Annotated in this window: 20 protein-coding genes and 1 riboswitch; of the genes, 8 read left to right on the plus strand and 12 right to left on the minus strand. The window is 70.7% G+C overall.

The window, feature by feature from the left end:
• Positions 1 to 14: 14 nt before the first annotated feature.
• The 6 genes from ACIBJB_RS00600 to ACIBJB_RS00625 all read right to left on the minus strand — a co-directional run bounded on the left by ACIBJB_RS00600 (position 15) and on the right by ACIBJB_RS00625 (position 5,077).
• Complete coding sequence (locus tag ACIBJB_RS00600; RefSeq protein ID WP_398925045.1) at positions 15 to 989, minus strand: hypothetical protein; 975 nt, start codon at positions 987 to 989, stop codon at positions 15 to 17.
• Between the two features lie 56 nt (positions 990 to 1,045).
• Positions 1,046 to 1,969 (minus strand): methylenetetrahydrofolate reductase [NAD(P)H], encoded by a 924-nt coding sequence (gene metF / locus ACIBJB_RS00605; protein ID WP_398925047.1) that lies wholly within the window; start codon positions 1,967 to 1,969, stop codon positions 1,046 to 1,048.
• Between the two features lie 123 nt (positions 1,970 to 2,092).
• A complete protein-coding gene (gene thiE, locus ACIBJB_RS00610) occupies positions 2,093 to 2,743 on the minus strand; it encodes a thiamine phosphate synthase (RefSeq protein WP_398925049.1) in 651 nt (216 codons plus the stop codon).
• A gap of 94 nt (positions 2,744 to 2,837) precedes the next feature.
• Entirely contained in the window at positions 2,838 to 3,209 is a 372-nt protein-coding gene (locus ACIBJB_RS00615) for an Rv2175c family DNA-binding protein (protein ID WP_020119884.1), read from the minus strand.
• Positions 3,210 to 3,479: 270 nt separating this feature from the next.
• Positions 3,480 to 4,694, minus strand: a complete 1,215-nt coding sequence (locus ACIBJB_RS00620) for an NAD(P)/FAD-dependent oxidoreductase (RefSeq protein WP_398925051.1) — start codon at positions 4,692 to 4,694, stop codon at positions 3,480 to 3,482.
• A 32-nt stretch (positions 4,695 to 4,726) separates the two neighbouring features.
• Positions 4,727 to 5,077, minus strand: coding sequence for a hypothetical protein (locus ACIBJB_RS00625; RefSeq protein ID WP_398925053.1), 351 nt, complete (start codon positions 5,075 to 5,077; stop codon positions 4,727 to 4,729).
• 52 nt (positions 5,078 to 5,129) lie between these two features.
• Positions 5,130 to 5,241, plus strand: a riboswitch (TPP riboswitch).
• Between ACIBJB_RS00625 and thiO the strand changes: the two genes are divergently transcribed.
• From thiO to ACIBJB_RS00650, 5 genes are all read left to right on the plus strand, one after another.
• Positions 5,239 to 6,402: a glycine oxidase ThiO gene (gene thiO / locus ACIBJB_RS00630; RefSeq protein ID WP_398925055.1), complete on the plus strand. Its 1,164-nt coding sequence runs from the start codon at positions 5,239 to 5,241 to the stop codon at positions 6,400 to 6,402. (Overlaps the previous riboswitch by 3 nt.)
• Positions 6,399 to 6,599 (plus strand): sulfur carrier protein ThiS, encoded by a 201-nt coding sequence (gene thiS / locus ACIBJB_RS00635; protein ID WP_398925057.1) that lies wholly within the window; start codon positions 6,399 to 6,401, stop codon positions 6,597 to 6,599. Before thiO ends, thiS begins: the two co-directional genes overlap by 4 nt.
• 3 nt (positions 6,600 to 6,602) lie before the next feature.
• Positions 6,603 to 7,400: a thiazole synthase gene (locus ACIBJB_RS00640; RefSeq protein ID WP_398925059.1), complete on the plus strand. Its 798-nt coding sequence runs from the start codon at positions 6,603 to 6,605 to the stop codon at positions 7,398 to 7,400.
• A gap of 155 nt (positions 7,401 to 7,555) precedes the next feature.
• Positions 7,556 to 9,487, plus strand: coding sequence for a Stk1 family PASTA domain-containing Ser/Thr kinase (gene pknB / locus ACIBJB_RS00645; protein WP_398925061.1), 1,932 nt, complete (start codon positions 7,556 to 7,558; stop codon positions 9,485 to 9,487).
• Positions 9,488 to 9,721: 234 nt separating this feature from the next.
• On the plus strand, positions 9,722 to 10,585 hold the full coding sequence (locus tag ACIBJB_RS00650; RefSeq protein ID WP_398925063.1) for a deoxyribonuclease IV: 864 nt from the start codon (positions 9,722 to 9,724) through the stop codon (positions 10,583 to 10,585).
• A 21-nt stretch (positions 10,586 to 10,606) separates the two neighbouring features.
• Here ACIBJB_RS00650 and ACIBJB_RS00655 read toward each other — a convergent pair whose 3' ends face one another.
• Positions 10,607 to 11,239 (minus strand): sulfite oxidase-like oxidoreductase, encoded by a 633-nt coding sequence (locus tag ACIBJB_RS00655; RefSeq protein WP_398925065.1) that lies wholly within the window; start codon positions 11,237 to 11,239, stop codon positions 10,607 to 10,609.
• 177 nt (positions 11,240 to 11,416) lie between these two features.
• Between ACIBJB_RS00655 and bfr the strand changes: the two genes are divergently transcribed.
• Positions 11,417 to 11,896: a bacterioferritin gene (gene bfr, locus ACIBJB_RS00660; protein ID WP_007381448.1), complete on the plus strand. Its 480-nt coding sequence runs from the start codon at positions 11,417 to 11,419 to the stop codon at positions 11,894 to 11,896.
• A gap of 16 nt (positions 11,897 to 11,912) precedes the next feature.
• Here bfr and ACIBJB_RS00665 read toward each other — a convergent pair whose 3' ends face one another.
• Positions 11,913 to 12,146 (minus strand): bacterioferritin-associated ferredoxin, encoded by a 234-nt coding sequence (locus ACIBJB_RS00665; RefSeq protein ID WP_398925067.1) that lies wholly within the window; start codon positions 12,144 to 12,146, stop codon positions 11,913 to 11,915.
• Between the two features lie 134 nt (positions 12,147 to 12,280).
• Positions 12,281 to 13,633 carry a class II 3-deoxy-7-phosphoheptulonate synthase gene (locus ACIBJB_RS00670; protein WP_398925068.1) on the minus strand — a complete coding sequence of 451 codons (1,353 nt, stop codon included), beginning with the start codon at positions 13,631 to 13,633 and terminating at the stop codon, positions 12,281 to 12,283.
• A gap of 96 nt (positions 13,634 to 13,729) precedes the next feature.
• Here ACIBJB_RS00670 and ACIBJB_RS00675 point away from each other — a divergent pair, with 96 nt between their 5' ends.
• Positions 13,730 to 13,786 (plus strand): trp operon leader peptide, encoded by a 57-nt coding sequence (locus ACIBJB_RS00675; RefSeq protein ID WP_398926781.1) that lies wholly within the window; start codon positions 13,730 to 13,732, stop codon positions 13,784 to 13,786.
• 102 nt (positions 13,787 to 13,888) lie between these two features.
• A complete protein-coding gene (locus ACIBJB_RS00680) occupies positions 13,889 to 15,766 on the plus strand; it encodes an anthranilate synthase family protein (protein ID WP_398925069.1) in 1,878 nt (625 codons plus the stop codon).
• Positions 15,767 to 15,777: 11 nt separating this feature from the next.
• Here ACIBJB_RS00680 and ACIBJB_RS00685 read toward each other — a convergent pair whose 3' ends face one another.
• Genes ACIBJB_RS00685 through macS form a run of 3 tightly spaced genes read right to left on the minus strand, consistent with a single transcriptional unit; the run spans position 15,778 to position 18,760 of the window.
• Positions 15,778 to 16,806, minus strand: coding sequence for a 6-phosphofructokinase (locus ACIBJB_RS00685; protein WP_398925071.1), 1,029 nt, complete (start codon positions 16,804 to 16,806; stop codon positions 15,778 to 15,780).
• A gap of 53 nt (positions 16,807 to 16,859) precedes the next feature.
• Positions 16,860 to 17,534, minus strand: coding sequence for a response regulator (locus ACIBJB_RS00690; RefSeq protein WP_398925073.1), 675 nt, complete (start codon positions 17,532 to 17,534; stop codon positions 16,860 to 16,862).
• Complete coding sequence (macS, locus tag ACIBJB_RS00695; protein ID WP_398925075.1) at positions 17,531 to 18,760, minus strand: MacS family sensor histidine kinase; 1,230 nt, start codon at positions 18,758 to 18,760, stop codon at positions 17,531 to 17,533. Before macS ends, ACIBJB_RS00690 begins: the two co-directional genes overlap by 4 nt.
• Between the last annotated feature and the right edge of the window lie 34 nt (positions 18,761 to 18,794).

Here is an 18,794-nt window from a genome sequence, read left to right on the forward strand (position 1 = left end):
GGAGCCGCGCCGCGTCAGAAGCGGTACTGCTCGTCGTACCCCTGGCCCTGGTTCTGCTGCCCCTGGCCGCTGTTGTCCTGGTAGTACCCCTGCTCCTGGGGGAGTTCGCCGCCGTAGGACTCGTCGGTGCGCTGCTGCGGCACCCACACCCCGCCGGCCGGGGTCTCTCCGCCGTACGTCCCGCCGTACTGGTCGTAGCCCTGCTGGACGAACTGCTGCTGGCCGCCGTAGGAGGTGTCGTACGACCCCGCGCCATAGGTCTGGGTGCCGATGTACGGGTCGGAGTAGGCGGCGTACTGCTGCTGCCCGGTCTGGTCGTAGCCGTACTGCTGCTGGTCGTAGCCCGAGTAGCCGTCGTAGCCGTAGGTCTGGTCGGCGGCGGCCGTCGCGTACTGGTCCTGGGCCTGGCCCGCGGACGCGTAGGACTGGTCACCGGCGTAGGAGGAGTCGTTGTATATGCCGTAGGAGCCGGTGTCGTCCGGCAGGGGCTGCGGCTCGTAGACCGAGGTGGTCTCGGCGGCCGTGGGCGCGGCGGAGCGCGCGGGCGTGAAGACGTCGTCGCGGTCGTAGTCGTCGTGGCCGTAGCCGGAGGTGTCCGGCCGGCCCTGGTCGTACCCGGCCTCGTCGCCGTGGGCCGCCTCACCCGCCTCCAGGTCGGAGACCTCCAGGGCGGGCTCCTCACGGCCGCGCTCACGACGGCTCTTCTTGCCGCCGGTCAGACCGCCCAGCGCGGCCGGCGGGTTGACCGCCCAGCCCTGCTCGAAGCCGCGGCGGAACGACAGCGTGACGTAGGTCTGGCCGACCGCGAAGGCGATCGCGCCCAGCCCGATGACGACCACCGACGGCATCAGCACGCCGAGGACCACACCGAGGAAGCCGACGAAGGCGAGCAGCCGCCAGCGCAGCCGTGCCTTGTACTGCAGCAGCACCTCGCCCAGCAGCCACAGCGCGACGATTCCGAACGCGATGTAGAGGACCGTCCAGCCCATGTACGCCCCTCTCCCAGTGACCGCTACGCAGTGTGTCGTATATCCGTGCGGCCGGTCTAGGCCTGCGGTGGATGGTGCAGACCCAGGTTTTCGTAGATTTCCAGGGTCGCCGTGGAGTTGTTGAGCGTGATGAAGTGCAGTCCGGGCACTCCCTCGGACAGCAGCCGGGCGCAGAACTCCGTGGCGAACTCGATTCCGATCGAGCGTACAGCGGTCGGATCGTCCTTTGCTGTGAGGATCCGCTCTTTCAGGACGGAGGGGATGATCGCGTTGCTGAGCTGTGGTAGCCGCTCCAGCATCCGTACGCTGGTCACGGGCATGATCTCGGGGATGACGGGGGTCGCGCAGCCCGCCGCGTGGACTCGGTCACGCAGCCGCAGATAGGACTCCGGCTGGAAGAACATCTGGGTGATGGCGTAGTCGGCGCCGGCGCGGCACTTGTCGACGAAGTGCGTGACGTCGGCGTCCCAGTCGGCCGAGCGCGGGTGCATCTCCGGGAAGGCCGCCACGCCGACGCAGAAGTCGCCCGACTCCTTGATGAGCCGGACGAGTTCGGCGGCGTAGGTCAGGCCCTGCGGGTGCGCCACCCACTCGGCCATCGGGTCGCCGGGCGGGTCGCCGCGCACGGCCAGGATGTTGCGGATCCCGGCGTCGGCGTACTGGCCGATGATGTTGCGCAGTTCCGCGACGGAGTGGTCGACCGCGGTGAGGTGGGCGACCGGGGTCAGGGTGGTGTCCGCGACGATCTGCTGGGTCTCCTTGACGGTGCCCGCGCGGGTGGAGCCGCCGGCGCCGTAGGTCACGGAGACGAAGTCCGGGGCGACCGCCTCGACCCTCCTGAGCGCGCTCCACAGGTTCCGCTCACCCTTGGGGGTCTTCGGCGCCGAGAACTCGAAGGAGTACGTCGTCTTGCCTGCGGCGAGCATGTCACGCACCGTGCGTGCGCGGTCAGTCCTGGTGGATGCGGTTCCTAGGGCCATACCCGCAGGTTAGCCAGGGGGGAGCGGTCGCCCAACCGGATCACGGAAATATGCCTGTTTTGTCGACTTGTTGTCCACCCCTCGGACACCGGGCCGATCATGCGACCGGCGAATACCGGCCCCTTACTCCGTGTCACTCAACCGCTTGGCGAACTCCGCGGCGGCCGCGCCCGGGTCGTCCGCCTCGGTGATCGCCCGGACGACCACGACCCGGCGGGCACCGGCCTCCAGGACGTCGTCGAGGTTACCGAGGTCGATGCCGCCGATGGCGAACCAGGGGCGGTCGGTGCCTAGGGCGGCGGTGTACCGGACCAGGTCGAGGCCCGGGGCGTGCCGGCCTGGCTTGGTGGGGGTCGGCCAGCAGGGGCCGGTGCAGAAGTAGTCCACGCCGTCCTGGACCGCGGCCGCGGCGGCCTCCGCCTCGGCGTGCGTGGAGCGGCCTATGAGGATGTCGTCGCCGAGGATCGCGCGGGCGGCGGGGACGGGCAGGTCACCCTGGCCGAGGTGCAGCACACCGGCGCCGGCCGCGTGGGCGACGTCGGCCCGGTCGTTGACCGCGAGGAGCTTGCCGTGCCGCGCGCAGGCGTCGGCGAACACCTGCAGATGTTCCAGTTCCTCGGCCGCCTCCATGCCCTTGTCCCGCAACTGCACGATGTCGACGCCCCCGGCCAGGACCGCGTCCAGGAACTCGGCGAGGTCGCCCTGCCGCTTGCGGGCGTCCGTGCAGAGGTAGACGCGGGCGTCGGCGAGCAGGTCACGGGTGGTGTCGGGCATGCGTGAGTCTCCCCCGGGTTCGGTGGCGTACGGGCCGTGCCGGACCGTGGCCGTGGCCTCGGCGGTCACGGCCCGTACGCCGGTGTGGTTCGGATCAGACGGCGAGCGCCTGGGCGCGGCGCTTCACCTCCGTGCCGCGATTCTCGCTCAGGGCCTGCGCGGGGGTGCCGGGCAGGCTCTCGTCGGGCGTGAAGAGCCACTCCAGCATCTCTTCGTCGGTGAAGCCGTCGTCCCTCAGGAGCGTCAGGGTCCCGGCCAGGCCCTTGACGACCTTCTGCTCGGCCCCGTCGATGAAGGCGGCGGGGACGTGCAGCGCACGGTTCTCACCACGGCGTACGGCGATGAGCTGGCCGTCCTTGACCAGCTGCCGCACACGCGTCACCTCGACATCGAGCATCTCTGCGATGTCGGGGAGGGTGAGCCAGGCGGGGACGAGAGCATCGATCTTTGCGTCAATCTCGGTCACGGGATTAAGCGTGCCATCCCGCACTGACAGTCGGAAGCCGGGGCGCCTCCGGCGGGGGAACGGGGGGCATGATCACCGGCTGCCGACCGCCATAGAACCAGGCGATCCCGGTCGCTGGAGCCATGCGGACCCGGCCGCCGAGACCAAGCGCGCCCCGGTCACCAGAAACCGCGCGCGCCCCGGTCACCAGATTCCGCACCCCGGCCGCCAAGGACCGGCGGAGTCCGCCCGGCCGGTCGCGGCGGGCTGCCCGAGCCGCCGGGCTGTCTCCTACGCCGTCGCCGCTTTCAGCGGCCTCGCCGGGTCCGTCAGCAGTTCCGGGTTCATCTCCGTGCCCGCCTCGATCAGGCGGCGGCCCTGGGCCAGGTCCCGGGGCCGGCCCACCGCCAGGAGGGCCACCAGGCGGTTCTCGCGCAGCCAGCACACCGTCCAGGCGGGGCCCGACGGCTCGCCGCGCCACAGCGTCGTGTCGGCGGACGCGTGGTGGCCGGCGTACTGGACGAAGCGGCCGAACTGCTCGGACCAGAAGTACGGGACGGGGTCGTAGACCATGCGGGTCTCGCCCAGGATGTCGGCGGCCACCGTGCGGGGGCCCTGGAGGGCGTTGTCCCAGTGGTGGACCAGCAGGCGCTCGCCGTACCTCCCCGAGGGGAAGGAGGCGCAGTCGCCGACCGCGTAGACGTCGGGCGCGGACGTGCGCAGCCGGTCGTCGGCGACGACCTCGCGGTGGGCGCCGAGTTCGATGCCCGAACCTGCGAGCCAGGCCGTGGCGGGCCGGGCGCCGATACCCACCACGACCGCGCCCGCGGCCACCCGGGAGCCGTCGTCCAGGACGACCGCGCCGGGCTCGACGCGCTCCACGCGCGCGTGTGTGCGCAGCACGGCACCCGCGTCGGCGTACCAGGAGGTCATCGGCGCGGCCACCTCGGCGGGCAGCGCGCCCGCGAGCGGCCGGTCGGCGGCTTCCACGACCGTCACCGCGCAGCCCGCCTCGCGCGCGGCGGTGGCGAACTCGGCGCCGATCCAGCCCGCGCCGACGACCACGATGTCGTGCTGTCGGGCGAGCACGGGGCGCAGCCGTTCGGCGTCGTCCAGGGTGCGCAGCAGATGCACGCCCGGCACACCCTCCGTGCCGGGCAGCCGGATCGGTTCGGCACCGGTGGCGAGGACCAGGACGTCGTACGGGACAGGCCCGGCTTCGGTGTCCAGTTCGTGCGCTTCGGGGCGTACGCCCAGCGCCTCGCGGCCGAGCAGCAGTTCGATGCCGAGGGCCTCGAAGTCCACGTCGAAGGCGGAGTCCTCGGCCTTGCCGAGCAGCACGGCCTTGGACAGCGGCGGACGGTCGTACGGCTGATGGGGCTCCGCGCCGATCACCGTGACCGTGCCCTTGAATCCCTGTTCGCGCAGGGCGACCGCGGTCTGCACGCCGGCCATGCCCGCGCCGACCACGACCACCCGCCGCTGCGCCTGCGTCTGCTCGCTCATTTGATCACCCTAGTCACCTGACAATCCGTCAGTCAGGAGTCGTGCTCAGTGACCTGTTCCACAACACTCGTACCGCTGCCCGGCTGCGACTCCCACTCCCACGTCTCCTCCAACCGCAGCCGGCCGTCGACAAGCTCCACGACCGTCGAGACGCAGTGCCCGGAGGATGTCGTTCCGTCGTGCTTCAGCTGCACGTACCTGAAGTCGAGACGGTCCCCCGCGCGCGTGCCGACGAGATGTCCGCGTACGACGTCACCGCCCGCGTACTCGGCCCAGATCTCCCCGTCCTGCTCGTGGTAGGTGAACCGGGTCCGTGTACCCACCTGACCCGGTGCCTGATCGGCGACCGGGGCGAGGACGAGGCCGTCGAGCGAGCGGGGCATGGCGGAAGGCTCCCTTACAGAGGCGCACGGGCACGGGCTAGGGTGGCCAACGTAGAGCACTCGCGGGAGCCCGGACGCACCGGGCTGAGAGGGAGGCTGGCGGCCTCCGACCGTACGAACCTGATCCGGGTCATGCCGGCGAAGGGAGGGGCTGGACGCCCATGTCCTCACGTACGTCAGACGTCCTCGTCGTCGGGGGCGGCATCATCGGCCTGGTCACGGCCTGGCGGGCCGCGCAGCGCGGGCTCACCACGGCCGTCGTGGACCCCGAACCGGGCGGCGGGGCCGCCCAGGTGGCTGCCGGGATGCTGGCCGCGGTCACCGAACTGCACTACGGCGAGCACACCCTGCTGGGGCTGAACCTCGCCTCGGCCCACCGCTATCCCGACTTCGCGGCCGAGCTCACCGACCTGACAGGCCTCGACCTCGGCTACCGCCGCTGCGGCACACTCGCCGTGGCTCTGGACGCCGACGACCGCGCCCACCTGCGCGAACTGCACGCGTTGCAGCGGCAGTCGGGGCTGGAGTCGGAGTGGCTGTCCGGCCGGGAGTGCCGACGCCTGGAGCCGATGCTCGCACCGGGGGTGCGGGGCGGACTGCGGGTGGACGGCGATCACCAGATCGATCCACGGCGGCTCACGCGCGCGTTGCTGGCCGCGTGCGAGCAGGCGGGTGTCGTCTTCCACCGCGCGTGGGCCAAGGGCCTCCGGGTCGCAGGGGACCGGGCCGCGGGGGTCACCACGACCGACGGCGACGAGCTGGGCGGGGGGCAGGTGGTGCTCGCCGCCGGAAGTCTCAGCGGCCGCCTCGAAGGGGTCCCAGCGGATGTCCTGCCCCCGGTACGGCCCGTGAAGGGCCAGGTGCTGCGGCTGACCGTGCCGCCGCGCAGCGCGCCCTTCCTGAGCCGCACGGTGCGGGCCGTGGTCCGCGGCAGCCAGGTCTACCTGGTGCCGCGGGAGAACGGCGAGCTGGTGATCGGCGCGACCAGCGAGGAGCTGGGCTGGGACACGACGGTGACCGCGGGCGGGGTGTACGAGCTGCTGCGGGACGCCCACGAACTGGTCCCCGGCATCACCGAGCTGCCGCTCACGGAGACCCGCGCGGGTCTGCGCCCGGGGTCCCCGGACAACGCCCCGCTGCTCGGACCCACGGAACTGACCGGGCTGGTGCTCGCGACCGGCCACTACCGCAATGGCGTGCTGCTCACGCCGATCACCGGGGACGCCATGGCGCACGTTCTGACGACGGGTGAACTCCCCGATGTGGCCCGCCCGTTCACCCCGAGGCGATTCGCCGCCACGGAACTCCTGGAGCAGCCGGCATGAACATCTCCGTCAACGGGGAGACCCGGGAGTTCGCTCCCGGCACGGCTCTCGACACCGTCGTGCGGGCGCTGACGCCGGCGCCGTCCGGGGTGGCCGCGGCGCTCAACGAAACCGTCGTCCCGCGCGCGCAGTGGCCCGCGACGTCCCTCTCCGAGGGTGACCGCGTGGAAGTCCTCACCGCCGTCCAAGGAGGCTGACCCATGGCCGACGATCCCTTTGTCATCAGCGGTACGTCCTTCTCGTCCCGGCTGATCATGGGCACGGGCGGGGCGCCCAGCCTGGACGTGCTCGAGCGGGCCCTGGTCGCCTCCGGCACCGAGCTGACGACGGTCGCGATGCGTCGCGTGGACCCCTCGGTGCACGGCTCGGTGCTGTCCGTACTGGAGAGGCTCGGCATCCGGGTGCTCCCGAACACCGCGGGCTGTTTCACCGCCGGAGAGGCCGTCCTGACGGCCCGCCTCGCGCGCGAGGCGCTCGGCACCGACCTGGTCAAGCTGGAGGTCATCGCCGACGAGCGCACCCTTCTGCCGGATCCCATAGAGCTGCTGGACGCGGCGGAGACCCTGGTGGACGACGGCTTCACGGTGCTGCCGTACACAAACGACGACCCGGTGCTCGCCCGGAAGCTGGAGGACGTGGGCTGCGCGGCGGTCATGCCGCTGGGCTCACCGATCGGCTCGGGCCTCGGCATCCGCAACCCGCACAACTTCCAGCTGATCGTCGAGCACGCGCGGGTGCCGGTGATCCTGGACGCGGGGGCGGGCACGGCGTCGGACGCTGCTCTGGCGATGGAGCTCGGGTGCGCGGGTGTGATGCTCGCCTCAGCGGTGACGCGGGCGCAGGAGCCCGAGCTGATGGCGCACGCGATGCGGCACGCGGTGGAGGCGGGGCGGCTGGCGTACCGGGCGGGGCGGATCCCCCGACGGCACTTCGCCGAGGCGTCGTCTCCGGTGGCGGGCAGGGCGGTACTGGACCCGGAGCGGCCTGCTTTCCAGTGACCTGACGTGGGGCCTGGGCGAGGGACGTGACCCGAGTGGCACGCCTGTCCCCGACCGGCACCTCCGTGCGATCTGCGTCACAGCTACGCTGCAGTCCCGCCTCGATATCGGCCGAACCGGACGGGCTGTCAGCGTCGGCTCGTACACTCACCTGCGTGGATACGACCCTTCAGGACCCGCTGGTCGGGCAGGTGCTCGACGGCCGCTATCGCGTGGACGCGCGGATCGCGGTCGGCGGGATGGCCACGGTCTACCGGGCCCTGGACACCCGTCTGGACCGCGTGCTCGCGCTCAAGGTGATGCACCCCGCGCTCGCGGCGGACGGGTCCTTCGTCGAGCGGTTCATCCGGGAGGCCAAGTCCGTCGCCCGGCTCGCCCACCCCAACGTCGTGCAGGTCTTCGACCAGGGCACCGACGGGTCGTACGTCTACCTCGCCATGGAGTACGTCGCCGGGTGCACCCTGCGCGACGTGCTCCGCGAGCGCGGGGCCCTGCAGCCGCGCGCCGCCCTGGACATCCTGGAGCCCGTGCTCGCCGCGCTCGGCGCCGCACACCGGGCAGGTTTCGTACACCGGGACATGAAGCCGGAGAACGTCCTGATAGGGGACGACGGCCGGGTCAAGGTCGCCGACTTCGGACTCGTGCGGTCGGTGAACACCGTGACCAGCACCACCGGAGCCGTACTCGGCACCGTGTCCTATCTCTCGCCCGAGCAGATCGAGCAGCCAGGCACCGCGGACGCCCGCGTCGACGTGTACGCGTGCGGTGTGGTCCTGTACGAGATGCTGACCGGCGATCGCCCGCACGACGGCGACTCCCCCGCCGTCGTCCTCTACAAGCACCTCCACGAAGACGTCCCGCCGCCCTCGGCCGTGGTCCCGGGGCTGCCGTACGAACTGGACGAGCTGGTCGCGTCGGCCACCGCCCGCACCCCGGACCTGCGTCCGTACGACGCCGTGGCGCTGCTCGCGCAGACCCGCGAGGCACACGGCAGGCTGAGCGCCGACCAGCTGGACGCGGTACCGCCGCAGGCGCTCTCGGCGGAGTACGCGGGCGCCGAGAACCGCACGAGCGTGATCCCGCGCACCCTCACCGTGCCGCGCCCCCTGCCGGTCAACGAGGACGAGCCGGTGTACCACCGCACCAGCCGCCTGGAGAGCCCGCCACCCCCGCCTTCCCGGCGCGGCCGCTCGTCCGGCGGCCCCCGGCGCGGCCCGCTCCTGATCGTCGCTGCGATCCTGCTTGCCCTCGGGCTCGGGGCGGGCGTCTGGTACATCAACTCCGGCCAGTTCACCCAGGTCCCGGCCCTCCTGACGAAGACCGAGGCACAGGCCCGGGACCGACTGGACGAGGCCGGTCTGGAGACCGGCAAGGTCACGTACGCCTACAGCGACACCGTGAAGCGCGGCACCGTCATCAGCACGGACCCGGAGGTGGGCGAACGCATACGGAACAACGACTCCGTGTCGATCACCGTCTCCAAGGGCCCGCAGACGGTGAAGGTGCCCGATGTCCAAGGGGACGCGCTGAGTACTGCCAGGACCCGGCTGAAGGCGGAAGGGCTGCAACCGGGCATGGTCACCCGGGAGTTCAGCGACGACGTACCGAAGGGTTTCGTGATCAGCACGGATCCCGAGGACGGCACCACCCTGCGCGCCGGCTCGGCGATCGCGCTCACCGTCAGCAAGGGCGCCCCGGTCGACGTCCCGGACGTCACCGGCGAGGACCTGGCCGACGCCAGGGCCGACCTGACGGAGGCCGGTCTGAAGGTGAGGATCGCCACCACCCGGGTCAACTCCGAGTACGACGCGGGCCAGGTCGCCAAGCAGACCCCGGCAGGCGAAAGCCAGGCGGCCGACGGTGACACCGTCACCCTGACGCTCTCCAAGGGCCCCGAGATGATCGAGGTCCCGGACGTCACCGGCGACAGCGTCGACGACGCCAAGACCGAACTGGAGGACGCGGGCTTCCAGGTCGACGAGGACCGCGGCCTGCTCGGCCTGTTCGGCGACACGGTGAAGAAACAGTCCGTGAAGGGCGGGGACACAGCCCCCAAGGGTTCGACGATCACGATCACCATTCGCTGACGACCCCCTACGCACACCCGCCCAGGGCGCGTGGCAGCTCCTTGCCGTCACACGGCTGCAGGGGCGACCCCCTGTGCCACACCCACCCAGGGGCGCGGGGAACTGCGCGCCCAGCCCCCCACCGACCCGCAGCCGCCGACGGCGAACAGCCCCACCCCGACCCGCGACCGCCCAACGAGAAGCCGCACCCCACCCCACCCGCCCAAGCGCCGCAGGCAATGGCACCCTTGACCGGTGACAACTCAGCGCAACCCCGTCGGCGGCCACGTCCCCGTGGCCGGCGGCCTGAACTCCGTCGGCCTGTCGTATGCCCGTGACCTCGACGCCGAGACCGTGCAGGTCTTCGTCGCCAACCCGCGCGGCTGGGCCACCCCCGCCGGAAACCCCCGCCAGGACGAGGCGTTCCGCGAGGCCTGCGCGCAAGAGGCGATCCCGGCGTACGTCCACGCGCCGTACCTGATCAACTTCGGCTCACACACCGAGGCGACCGTGGAGAGGTCGGTCGATTCGCTCCGGCACTCCCTCAGGCGCGGACGCGAGATCGGCGCGCTGGGCGTCGTCGTGCACACCGGCAGCGCCACCGGCGGCCGCGACCGTTCCGTGGCCCTGAAGCAGGTGCGCGAGCACCTGCTGCCGCTCCTCGACGAACTCACCCACGACGACGACCCGTATCTGCTCCTGGAGTCGACGGCCGGCCAGGGATCCTCCCTCTGCTCCCGCACCTGGGACTTCGGCCCGTACTTCGAGGCGCTGGACGCCCACCCGAGGCTGGGCGTCTGCCTGGACACCTGCCACATCTTCGCGGCCGGCCACGACCTCACCGGTCCGAGCGGCATGCACCAGACGCTCGACCTCCTGGTGGAGACCGTCGGCGAGGGCCGCCTGAAGCTGATCCACGCCAACGACTCCAAGGACGTGGTCGGCGCCCACAAGGACCGTCACGAGAACATCGGCTCCGGCCACATCGGCGAGGACCCGTTCCGCGCCCTGATGACCCACCCCGCCACCGCGGGCGTACCGCTGATCATCGAAACGCCCGGCGGCAAGGAGGGGCACGCAGCGGACGTGGAGAGGCTGAAGAAACTCCGGAACGGGTAAGGGCACTGGCCGCACTGACCGTCACAGCTCGGGGCCGTCTCCCGGCTGCTCCTGGTACGAGTACCGCTGTTCCTTCCAGGGATCGCCGACGTTGTGATAGCCGCGCTCTTCCCAGAAGCCGCGGCGGTCGGCGGTCATGTACTCGACGCCACGGACCCATTTGGGCCCCTTCCAGGCGTACAGATGGGGGACGACCAGCCGGAGCGGAAAGCCGTGCTCCGCGGTCAGCAGTTCCCCGTCCTTGTGGGTGGCGAAGATCGCGCGCTCGGACGCGAAGTCCTCGAGGCGGAGGTTGGAGCTGAAGCCGTACTCGGCCCACACCATTACGTGGGTGACCGCAGGGGCGGGCGGGGCGATGTCCAGGATGGTGCGGGCGGGAATGCCACCCCACTCGGCACCGAGCATGCTGAACTTCGTCACGCAGTGCAGGTCGCCCACGACGGTGGTGTACGGCAGCGCCGTGAACTCCTCGTGGTTCCAGCAGTGTTTCTCGCCGTCCGCGGTGGCGCCGAAGACCCGGAACTCCCAGCGCTCGGGCCGGAACCTGGGGACCGGGCCGTAGTGCGTGACGGGCCAGCCGCGCTGCAGTCGCTGCCCTGGCGGAAGCTCGGAGTGCGCCGCTTCTCCACTCTCGCTCTCCACCGGCTGACCCATGCCTTCCATCCTGACAGACCCGAGGCGATGCACCTGACCAGCCCTCGTCCAATTCATCTCACATCGGACTAAGCATGCCCTTACTTACTAAGTGAAGACTTACTGGACGATCTTCTTCACCGGTGCGAGGATGCGGCGCAGCCTGCCAGTTCCCCACGGTTGGAAGGAGCCTCTGCGATGCAGGGCGACCCCGAGGTCATCGAATTCCTCAACGAGCAGCTCACGGGCGAGCTCACCGCGATCAACCAGTACTTCCTGCACGCGAAGATGCAGGAGAACTTCGGCTGGACGAAGCTCGCGAAGTACACGCGGCACGAGTCGTTCGACGAGATGAAGCACGCCGAGGTGCTGACCGACCGCATTCTCTTCCTGGAGGGGCTGCCGAACTACCAGCGGCTGTTCCACGTGCGCGTGGGCCAGACCGTCAAGGAGATGTTCGAGGCCGACCGGCAGGTCGAGGTCGAGGCCATCGACCGCCTCAAGCGCGGCATCGAGGTGATGCGCGCCAAGGGGGACATCACGTCGGCGAACATCTTCGAGTCGATCCTCGCGGACGAGGAACACCACATCGACTATCTCGACACGCAGCTGGAGCTTCTGGAGAAGCTCGGCGAGGCGCTCTACATCGCGCAGCTGATCGAGCAGCCGGAGAGCTAGACCGAGTTGGGCCGAGCTAGGCCGCTTCTTCGAGTTCCTCGAGTCCGGTCAGGACCTGCCGGCCCGGGTCGGCCGGCTCACGGCGAGGGTAGGCGCCTCGGCCGAGGATCGCCTGGATCCGACGTACACAGGATCCGCAGTCCGTCCCGGCCTTGCAGGCGGAGGCGATCTGGCGGGGCGTACAGGCGCCGTTGTCCGCGTGCTGCTGGACCTGCGCTTCGGTCACTCCGAAGCAGTTGCAGACGTACACGCGGACTCCACCTCCCGCCGAGATCGATAAGGCTAACCTAACCTTACCCGGCGCTCAGGAACCGCAAAAGTGGAGCGGGGCACGGATCGTATGTGATCCGCGCCCCATTCACGTTCCTGTAACAGGTGTCCCCGTCACTGGTCCCTGTACATCTCCGCGACGAGGAACGCCAGGTCGAGCGACTGGCTGCGGTTCAGGCGCGGGTCGCAGGCCGTCTCGTAGCGCTGGTGCAGATCGTCGACGAAGATCTCGTCGCCGCCGCCCACGCACTCGGTGACGTCGTCACCGGTGAGCTCGACGTGGATGCCGCCCGGGTGGGTGCCCAGGCCCTTGTGGACCTCGAAGAAGCCCTTGACCTCGTCGAGCACGTCGTCGAAGCGGCGGGTCTTGTGGCCGGAGGCCGCCTCGTAGGTGTTGCCGTGCATCGGGTCGGTGATCCAGGCGACGGTCGCGCCGGAGGCGGTGACCTTCTCGACCAGCTCGGGCAGCTTGTCGCGGACCTTGTCCGCGCCCATGCGGACGATGAAGGTCAGCCGGCCGGGCTCACGGTCGGGGTCGAGGCGCTCGATGTACTGCAGCGCCTCCTCGGCCGTGGTCGTCGGGCCGAGCTTGATGCCGATCGGGTTGCGGATCTTCGAGGCGAACTCGATGTGCGCGCCGTCCAGCTGCCGGGTGCGCTCACCGATCCACACCATGTGCGCGGAGACGTCGTACAAACGCCCGGTGCGCGAGTCCACGCGGGTGAGCGCCGACTCGTAGTCGAGCAGCAGCGCCTCGTGCGAGGAGTAGAACTCGACGGTCTTGAACTCCTCCGGGTCGGTCCCGCAGGCGTGCATGAAGTTCAGCGCCTGGTCGATCTCCCTGGCCAGCTGCTCGTAGCGCTGGCCGGAGGGGGACGACTTCACGAAGTCCTGGTTCCAGGCATGCACCTGGCGCAGGTCGGCGTAGCCGCCGGTGGTGAAGGCGCGCACCAGGTTGAGCGTGGAGGCGGAGGCGTTGTACATCCGCTTCAGGCGCTCGGGGTCCGGGATGCGGGCCTTCTCGTTGAACTCGAAGCCGTTGACCGAGTCGCCCCGGTACGTCGGCAGCGTCACGCCGTCGCGGGTCTCGGTGCCCTTGGAGCGCGGCTTGGAGTACTGGCCGGCGATGCGGCCGACCTTCACGACCGGCACCGAGGCGGCGTACGTCAGCACGGCGCCCATCTGGAGCAGGGTCTTGAGCTTGTTGCGGATGTGGTCCGCGGACACGGCGTCGAAGGCCTCGGCGCAGTCGCCGCCCTGGAGGAGGAACGCCTCGCCCTTGGCGACGGCCGCCATCCGGGCGCGCAGCTGGTCGCACTCGCCCGCGAAGACGAGCGGCGGATACGACTCGAGGTCCGCGATCACTGCGCGCAGAGCCTCGGTGTCGGGGTACTCGGGCTGCTGCGCCGCGGGCAGGTCTCGCCAGGTGTTGCCAGCGCTGGCGCTGGTCTTAGCGTTCACGGTCACGACGTCAACATTACGGGGTCGTGTCATGGCTCCCGAGCCATGCCCAGGAAATGAGACACGGGGTACAAGGGTCGGACATGGGATAGGGTGCGTCGCATGTTCGCGCACTCATCCCAGAACTGGTGGTGGACCGCTCATCCGGCGGCCCACTGACTGCGCGTACGCAAGACTTCGCGAAGGCCGCCCGAGGGGCGGCCTTCGGTGTTTTCCGGGGTCGTTCCTCACCGACATCGAGTCATCGAGAGTTGAGGAACCATGGACCTGACACACCTCCTGGACGACGACCGCCCGTTCGCCCTGCTCCGCCGCCGCACCCCCGGCCACGACGACAGCACGGTGGAACTGCTCCTCGGCCCCGTCAGCACCTACGACCGTCTGGCCGACCTCCCCGACGAGGGGCTCGCGCTCATCCCCTTCCGCCAGATCCGTGAGCGCGGTTTCGACGTGCGGGACGACGGGACGCCGCTCGCGGTGCTGACGCCCGAGGAGACCCGCGTCCTCTCCCTCAGGGAGGCCCTCGCGCAGCTTCCCGCCCACGACGTCCGCGTCGAGAACGGCGGCTTCGACGTGGCCGACGAGGAGTACGCCGAGATCGTCGGACGGGTGCTGGACAAGGAGATCGGGCGCGGCGAGGGCGCCAACTTCGTGATCCGGCGGACCTACGAGGGCCAGATCCCGGGGTTCTCCCGCGCGGACGCGCTCGCCCTGTTCCGGCGGCTCCTGGTGGGCGAGCGGGGCGCGTACTGGACCTTCGTCGTGCACACCGGCGAGCGGACCCTGGTCGGCGCGAGCCCGGAGGTGCACGTCCGGATGAGCGGCGGGACCGTCGTCATGAACCCGATCAGCGGGACGTACCGCTATCCCGCCGAGGGCCCCACCCCCGAGCACCTGCTCGACTTCCTCGCCGACGGCAAGGAGATCGAGGAGCTGTCGATGGTCGTCGACGAGGAGCTCAAGATGATGTGCACGGTCGGTGACATGGGCGGGGTCGTCATCGGGCCCCGGCTGAAGGAGATGTCCCACCTCGCGCACACCGAGTACGAACTGCGCGGGAAGTCCTCGCTGGACGTGCGGGAGGTCCTGAAGGAGACCATGTTCGCGGCCACCGTCACCGGCTCGCCGGTGCAGAACGCCTGCCGGGTCATCGAGCGGCACGAGGTCGGGGGGCGCGGGTACTACGCCGGCGCGCTGGCCCTGCTCGGCCGGTACGCGGGTGGCGGGCGGGAAGGAGCTGTCGGGGCGCAGACCCTCGACTCCCCCATCCTCATCCGCACCGCGGACATCTCCGCCGACGGTCGCCTCAAGGTCCCCGTCGGCGCGACCCTCGTGCGCGGCTCGGACCCGGTGAGCGAGGTCGCGGAGACCCACGCCAAGGCGGCGGGGGTACTGGCGGCTCTCGGCGTACGACCGTCCCGGACCCGTGCGGAGCACGCGCGCGTGAGTCTCGCCGACGATCCACGCGTGCGTGCCGCGCTCGACGGGCGGCGCACGAACCTCGCCCCGTTCTGGCTGCGGATGCAGGAGCGGTCGGACGACCTCGAAGGGCACGCCCTCGTCGTGGACGGCGAGGACACCTTCACCTCGATGCTCGCGCATGTGCTGCGGTCGGGCGGGCTGGACGTGACCGTGAGGCGCTATGACGAACCGGGCCTCACGGACGCCGTGCGCGCGCACGAGGGGCCCGTCGTGCTCGGCCCCGGTCCCGGTGACCCGTCCGATCTCCAGGATCCCAAGATGCGGTTCCTGCGTGCCCTGACCGCCGAAGTGCTCCGCGATCACCGGCACGGCGTCCTCGGCGTCTGCCTCGGACACGAGCTGATCGCGGCCGAGCTGGGCCTGGAGATCGTACGGAAGGAAGTGCCGTACCAGGGTGCGCAGACGACGGTCGATCTGTTCGGGCGGTCCGAGACCGTCGGCTTCTACAACAGCTTCGTGGCGCACTGCGACGACGAGACGGCGAGCGAACTGGACGCGCACGAGGTCGAGATCAGCCGGGCCGGCAACGGAGAAGTGCACGCGCTGCGCGGCCCCGGCTTCGCCGGCGTCCAGTTCCACCCGGAGTCGGTCCTGACGCTGAACGGCGCCGTCGTCGTACGGGAGTTGGTGAGGCAGCTGCGCCGCACGGCCGTGTGAGCCGGCTGGCGTCAGCCGAAGAACACCCCCACTTCCTCGTACAGCTTCGGGTCGACCGTCTTCAGCCTCGCCGTCGCCTCCGCGATCGGCACGCGCACGATGTCCGTTCCGCGCAGGGCGACCATCTTGCCGAAGTCGCCCTCGCGGACGGCGTCGATGGCGTGCAGGCCGAAGCGGGTGGCGAGCCAGCGGTCGAAGGCGCTGGGGGTGCCGCCGCGCTGGATGTGCCCGAGGACCGTCGTGCGGGCCTCCTTGCCGGTGCGCTTCTCGATCTGCTTGGCCAGCCACTCGCCGACGCCGGACAGCCGCACATGTCCGAAGGAGTCGAGCGACTCGTCCTTGAGGACCACGTCGCCGTCCTTCGGCATGGCACCCTCGGCGACGACCACGATCGGGGCGTACGACGCCTTGAAGCGGGAGGTGATCCAGGCGCACACCTGGTCGACGTCGAAGCGCTGCTCGGGGATGAGGATGACGTTGGCGCCGCCCGCGAGGCCGGAGTGCAGGGCGATCCAGCCGGCGTGGCGGCCCATCACCTCGCAGACCAGGACGCGCATATGGGACTCGGCGGTGGTGTGCAGCCGGTCGATGGCCTCCGTGGCGATGCCGACCGCGGTGTCGAAGCCGAAGGTGTAGTCGGTGGCGGAGAGGTCGTTGTCGATGGTCTTCGGGACGCCGACACAGGGCACGCCGTGGTGGTCGGACAGTTCTGCGGCCACGCCCAGGGTGTCCTCGCCGCCGATGGCGATGAGCGCCTCGATCTCCCGCGCGGCGAGGTTCTCCTGGATCCGGCGGATGCCGTCCTGCTGCTTGAGCGGGTTGGTGCGGGAGGAGCCGAGGATGGTGCCGCCGCGGGGCAGGATGCCGCGGACGGCCGGGATGTCGAGACGTACGGTGCGGTCCTCCAGTGGACCCCGCCAGCCGTCCCGGAAGCCGGTGAAGTCATAGCCGTACTCCTGAACGCCCTTGCGGACGATGGCCCGGATGACGGCGTTGAGGCCGGGGCAGTCGCCGCCTCCGGTCAGTACTCCGACGCGCATGGACAGTTCCCTTCGCCGCAGGTGCCTGACGAAGGGTCAGTGTGACGCGCGTCTCACTCGTCGTCGAGGCCTCTTTCGATGGCGTATCGGACGAGCTCGACCCTGTTGTGGAGTTGCAGCTTGCCGAGGGTGTTCTGGACGTGGTTCTGGACGGTGCGGTGGGAGATCACCAGGCGTTCGGCGATCTGCTTGTAGCTCAGGCCCTTGGCGACCAGCCTGAGCACCTCGGTCTCACGCTCGGTGAGCTGCGGGGCCCTGGGCTGGTCGGGGTCGGTGGTGGGCGCGGGGTCGGTGGCCAGGCGCCGGTACTCGCCGAGGACCAGCCCGGCGAGGCCGGGCGTGAAGACGGGGTCGCCGACGGCCGTGCGGCGGACCGCGTCCAGGAGTTCCTCGGTCGACGCGGACTTCAGCAGATAGCCGGTCGCGCCCGACTTCACGGCCTCCAGTACGTCGGCGTGCTCGCCGCTCGCGGACAGCACGAGGACGCGCAGGGCAGGGTTGTGCCCGACGAGTTCCTTGCAGACCTGGACGCCGGGTTTCACCGGCAGGTTCAGGTCGAGCACCAGCACGTCGGGGTTCGCCGCCTTGGCCCGGCGTACGGCCTGGTCGCCGTCGCCCGCGGTCGCGACCACGTCGAAGCCGGACTCGGCCAGGTCCCGGGCGACCGCGTCGCGCCACATGGGGTGGTCGTCGACCACCATGACCTTGATCGGACCCTTGTCGCTCATCGCTGTCCTGCCTTCCCCCGTGAGACCTTCGGTACCTTCAGTTCGACCTCCGTGCCCTGTCCCGGAGGCGAGATCAGCTCGGCGCTGCCGCCGAGCTCGCGCAGCCGGCCCCGGATCGACAGGGCCACCCCGAGCCGCCCTTCGCCCTCGGCCTGGGCGAGCCGTCCCTCGGGGATGCCGGGTCCGTCGTCCCGTACGGTCACGATCACCTCGTCGGGCTCGTCCTCGACGAGGATCCACGCGCGCGCGTGCTCACCGGCATGCCGGTGGACGTTGTCCAGGGCGGCCCCCACGGCCGCGGCCAGCTCGCGCGCGGCGGGCGGGGGCAGCGGGACGGGGGCGCCGGGCTCGACGAGGGAGACCTTCGCCGAGGCGTACGGGGCGAGCAGTGCGCGCAGGTCGAGCGGCCCGCCGTCCGGCCCGTCGCCGTCCCGCTCGTCGTCGACGACGTGGACGACCGCCCCCTGGGCCGCGTCCCCCGACACCCGGGAGACGGAGGTCAGGCCACCGGAGACCAGGGTGCGCAGCGCCACCTCCTGCTCACCGGCCATCCGGCCCAGCTCGGCCGCCTCGCCGCCCATGACCGCGCCCCGGCGCTGCACCATGGCGAGCACCTGAAGGACGCTGTCGTGGATGTCCCGGGCCAGCCGCTCACGCTCCCGGGTCGCCGCCTCGATCTCCAGGGCGCGGGCGAGGGTGCGCTCGGAGGCGCGGGCGACCTCGACGACGTAGCCGATGGCGATGGAGGCGACCCAGACGAGGATCACGTTGTGGACCGTGTCGCGGGCCGGCTGGCCGCGCTCGATGAGGTTGGCGGCGGCGACCGGCGTGGAGGCGAGCGCGGCCCAGCGCCAGCCGCCCTTGATGGCGAACGCCAGGACGGAACCTGCCGTCCATATCGACGGCAGGGTGGGGCCGCCGCTGTCGATGTGGTGGTCGTTGACGACCAGCGGGGTCAGCACGATCCCGGTGACCGCGATCGCGAGGTCAACGGCGAGGAAGCGCTTGGTGCAGGCGGCCGCGTTCTGGACGCGGGGCAGCGTGGCGAACGTCCACACGCACAGGACGACGTAGTAGGCGATGGCGATGCCGGGCCGGTCGAACTCGTCGTACGCGGTGGCGAAGAGCCCGACCGCGTACAGCATGGTGAGCACCCGGTACCCGGTCAGCGCACGCCACAGCGGCTGCTCGACCGACATGCGCATGACGCGTACTTGTTTGGCCATTTCCCCCACCCCGGGCCCGGACCACCGTGTCCCA

It is taken from the genome of Streptomyces sp. NPDC050759 (assembly GCF_044456945.1).
Taxonomy (GTDB): domain Bacteria; phylum Actinomycetota; class Actinomycetes; order Streptomycetales; family Streptomycetaceae; genus Streptomyces.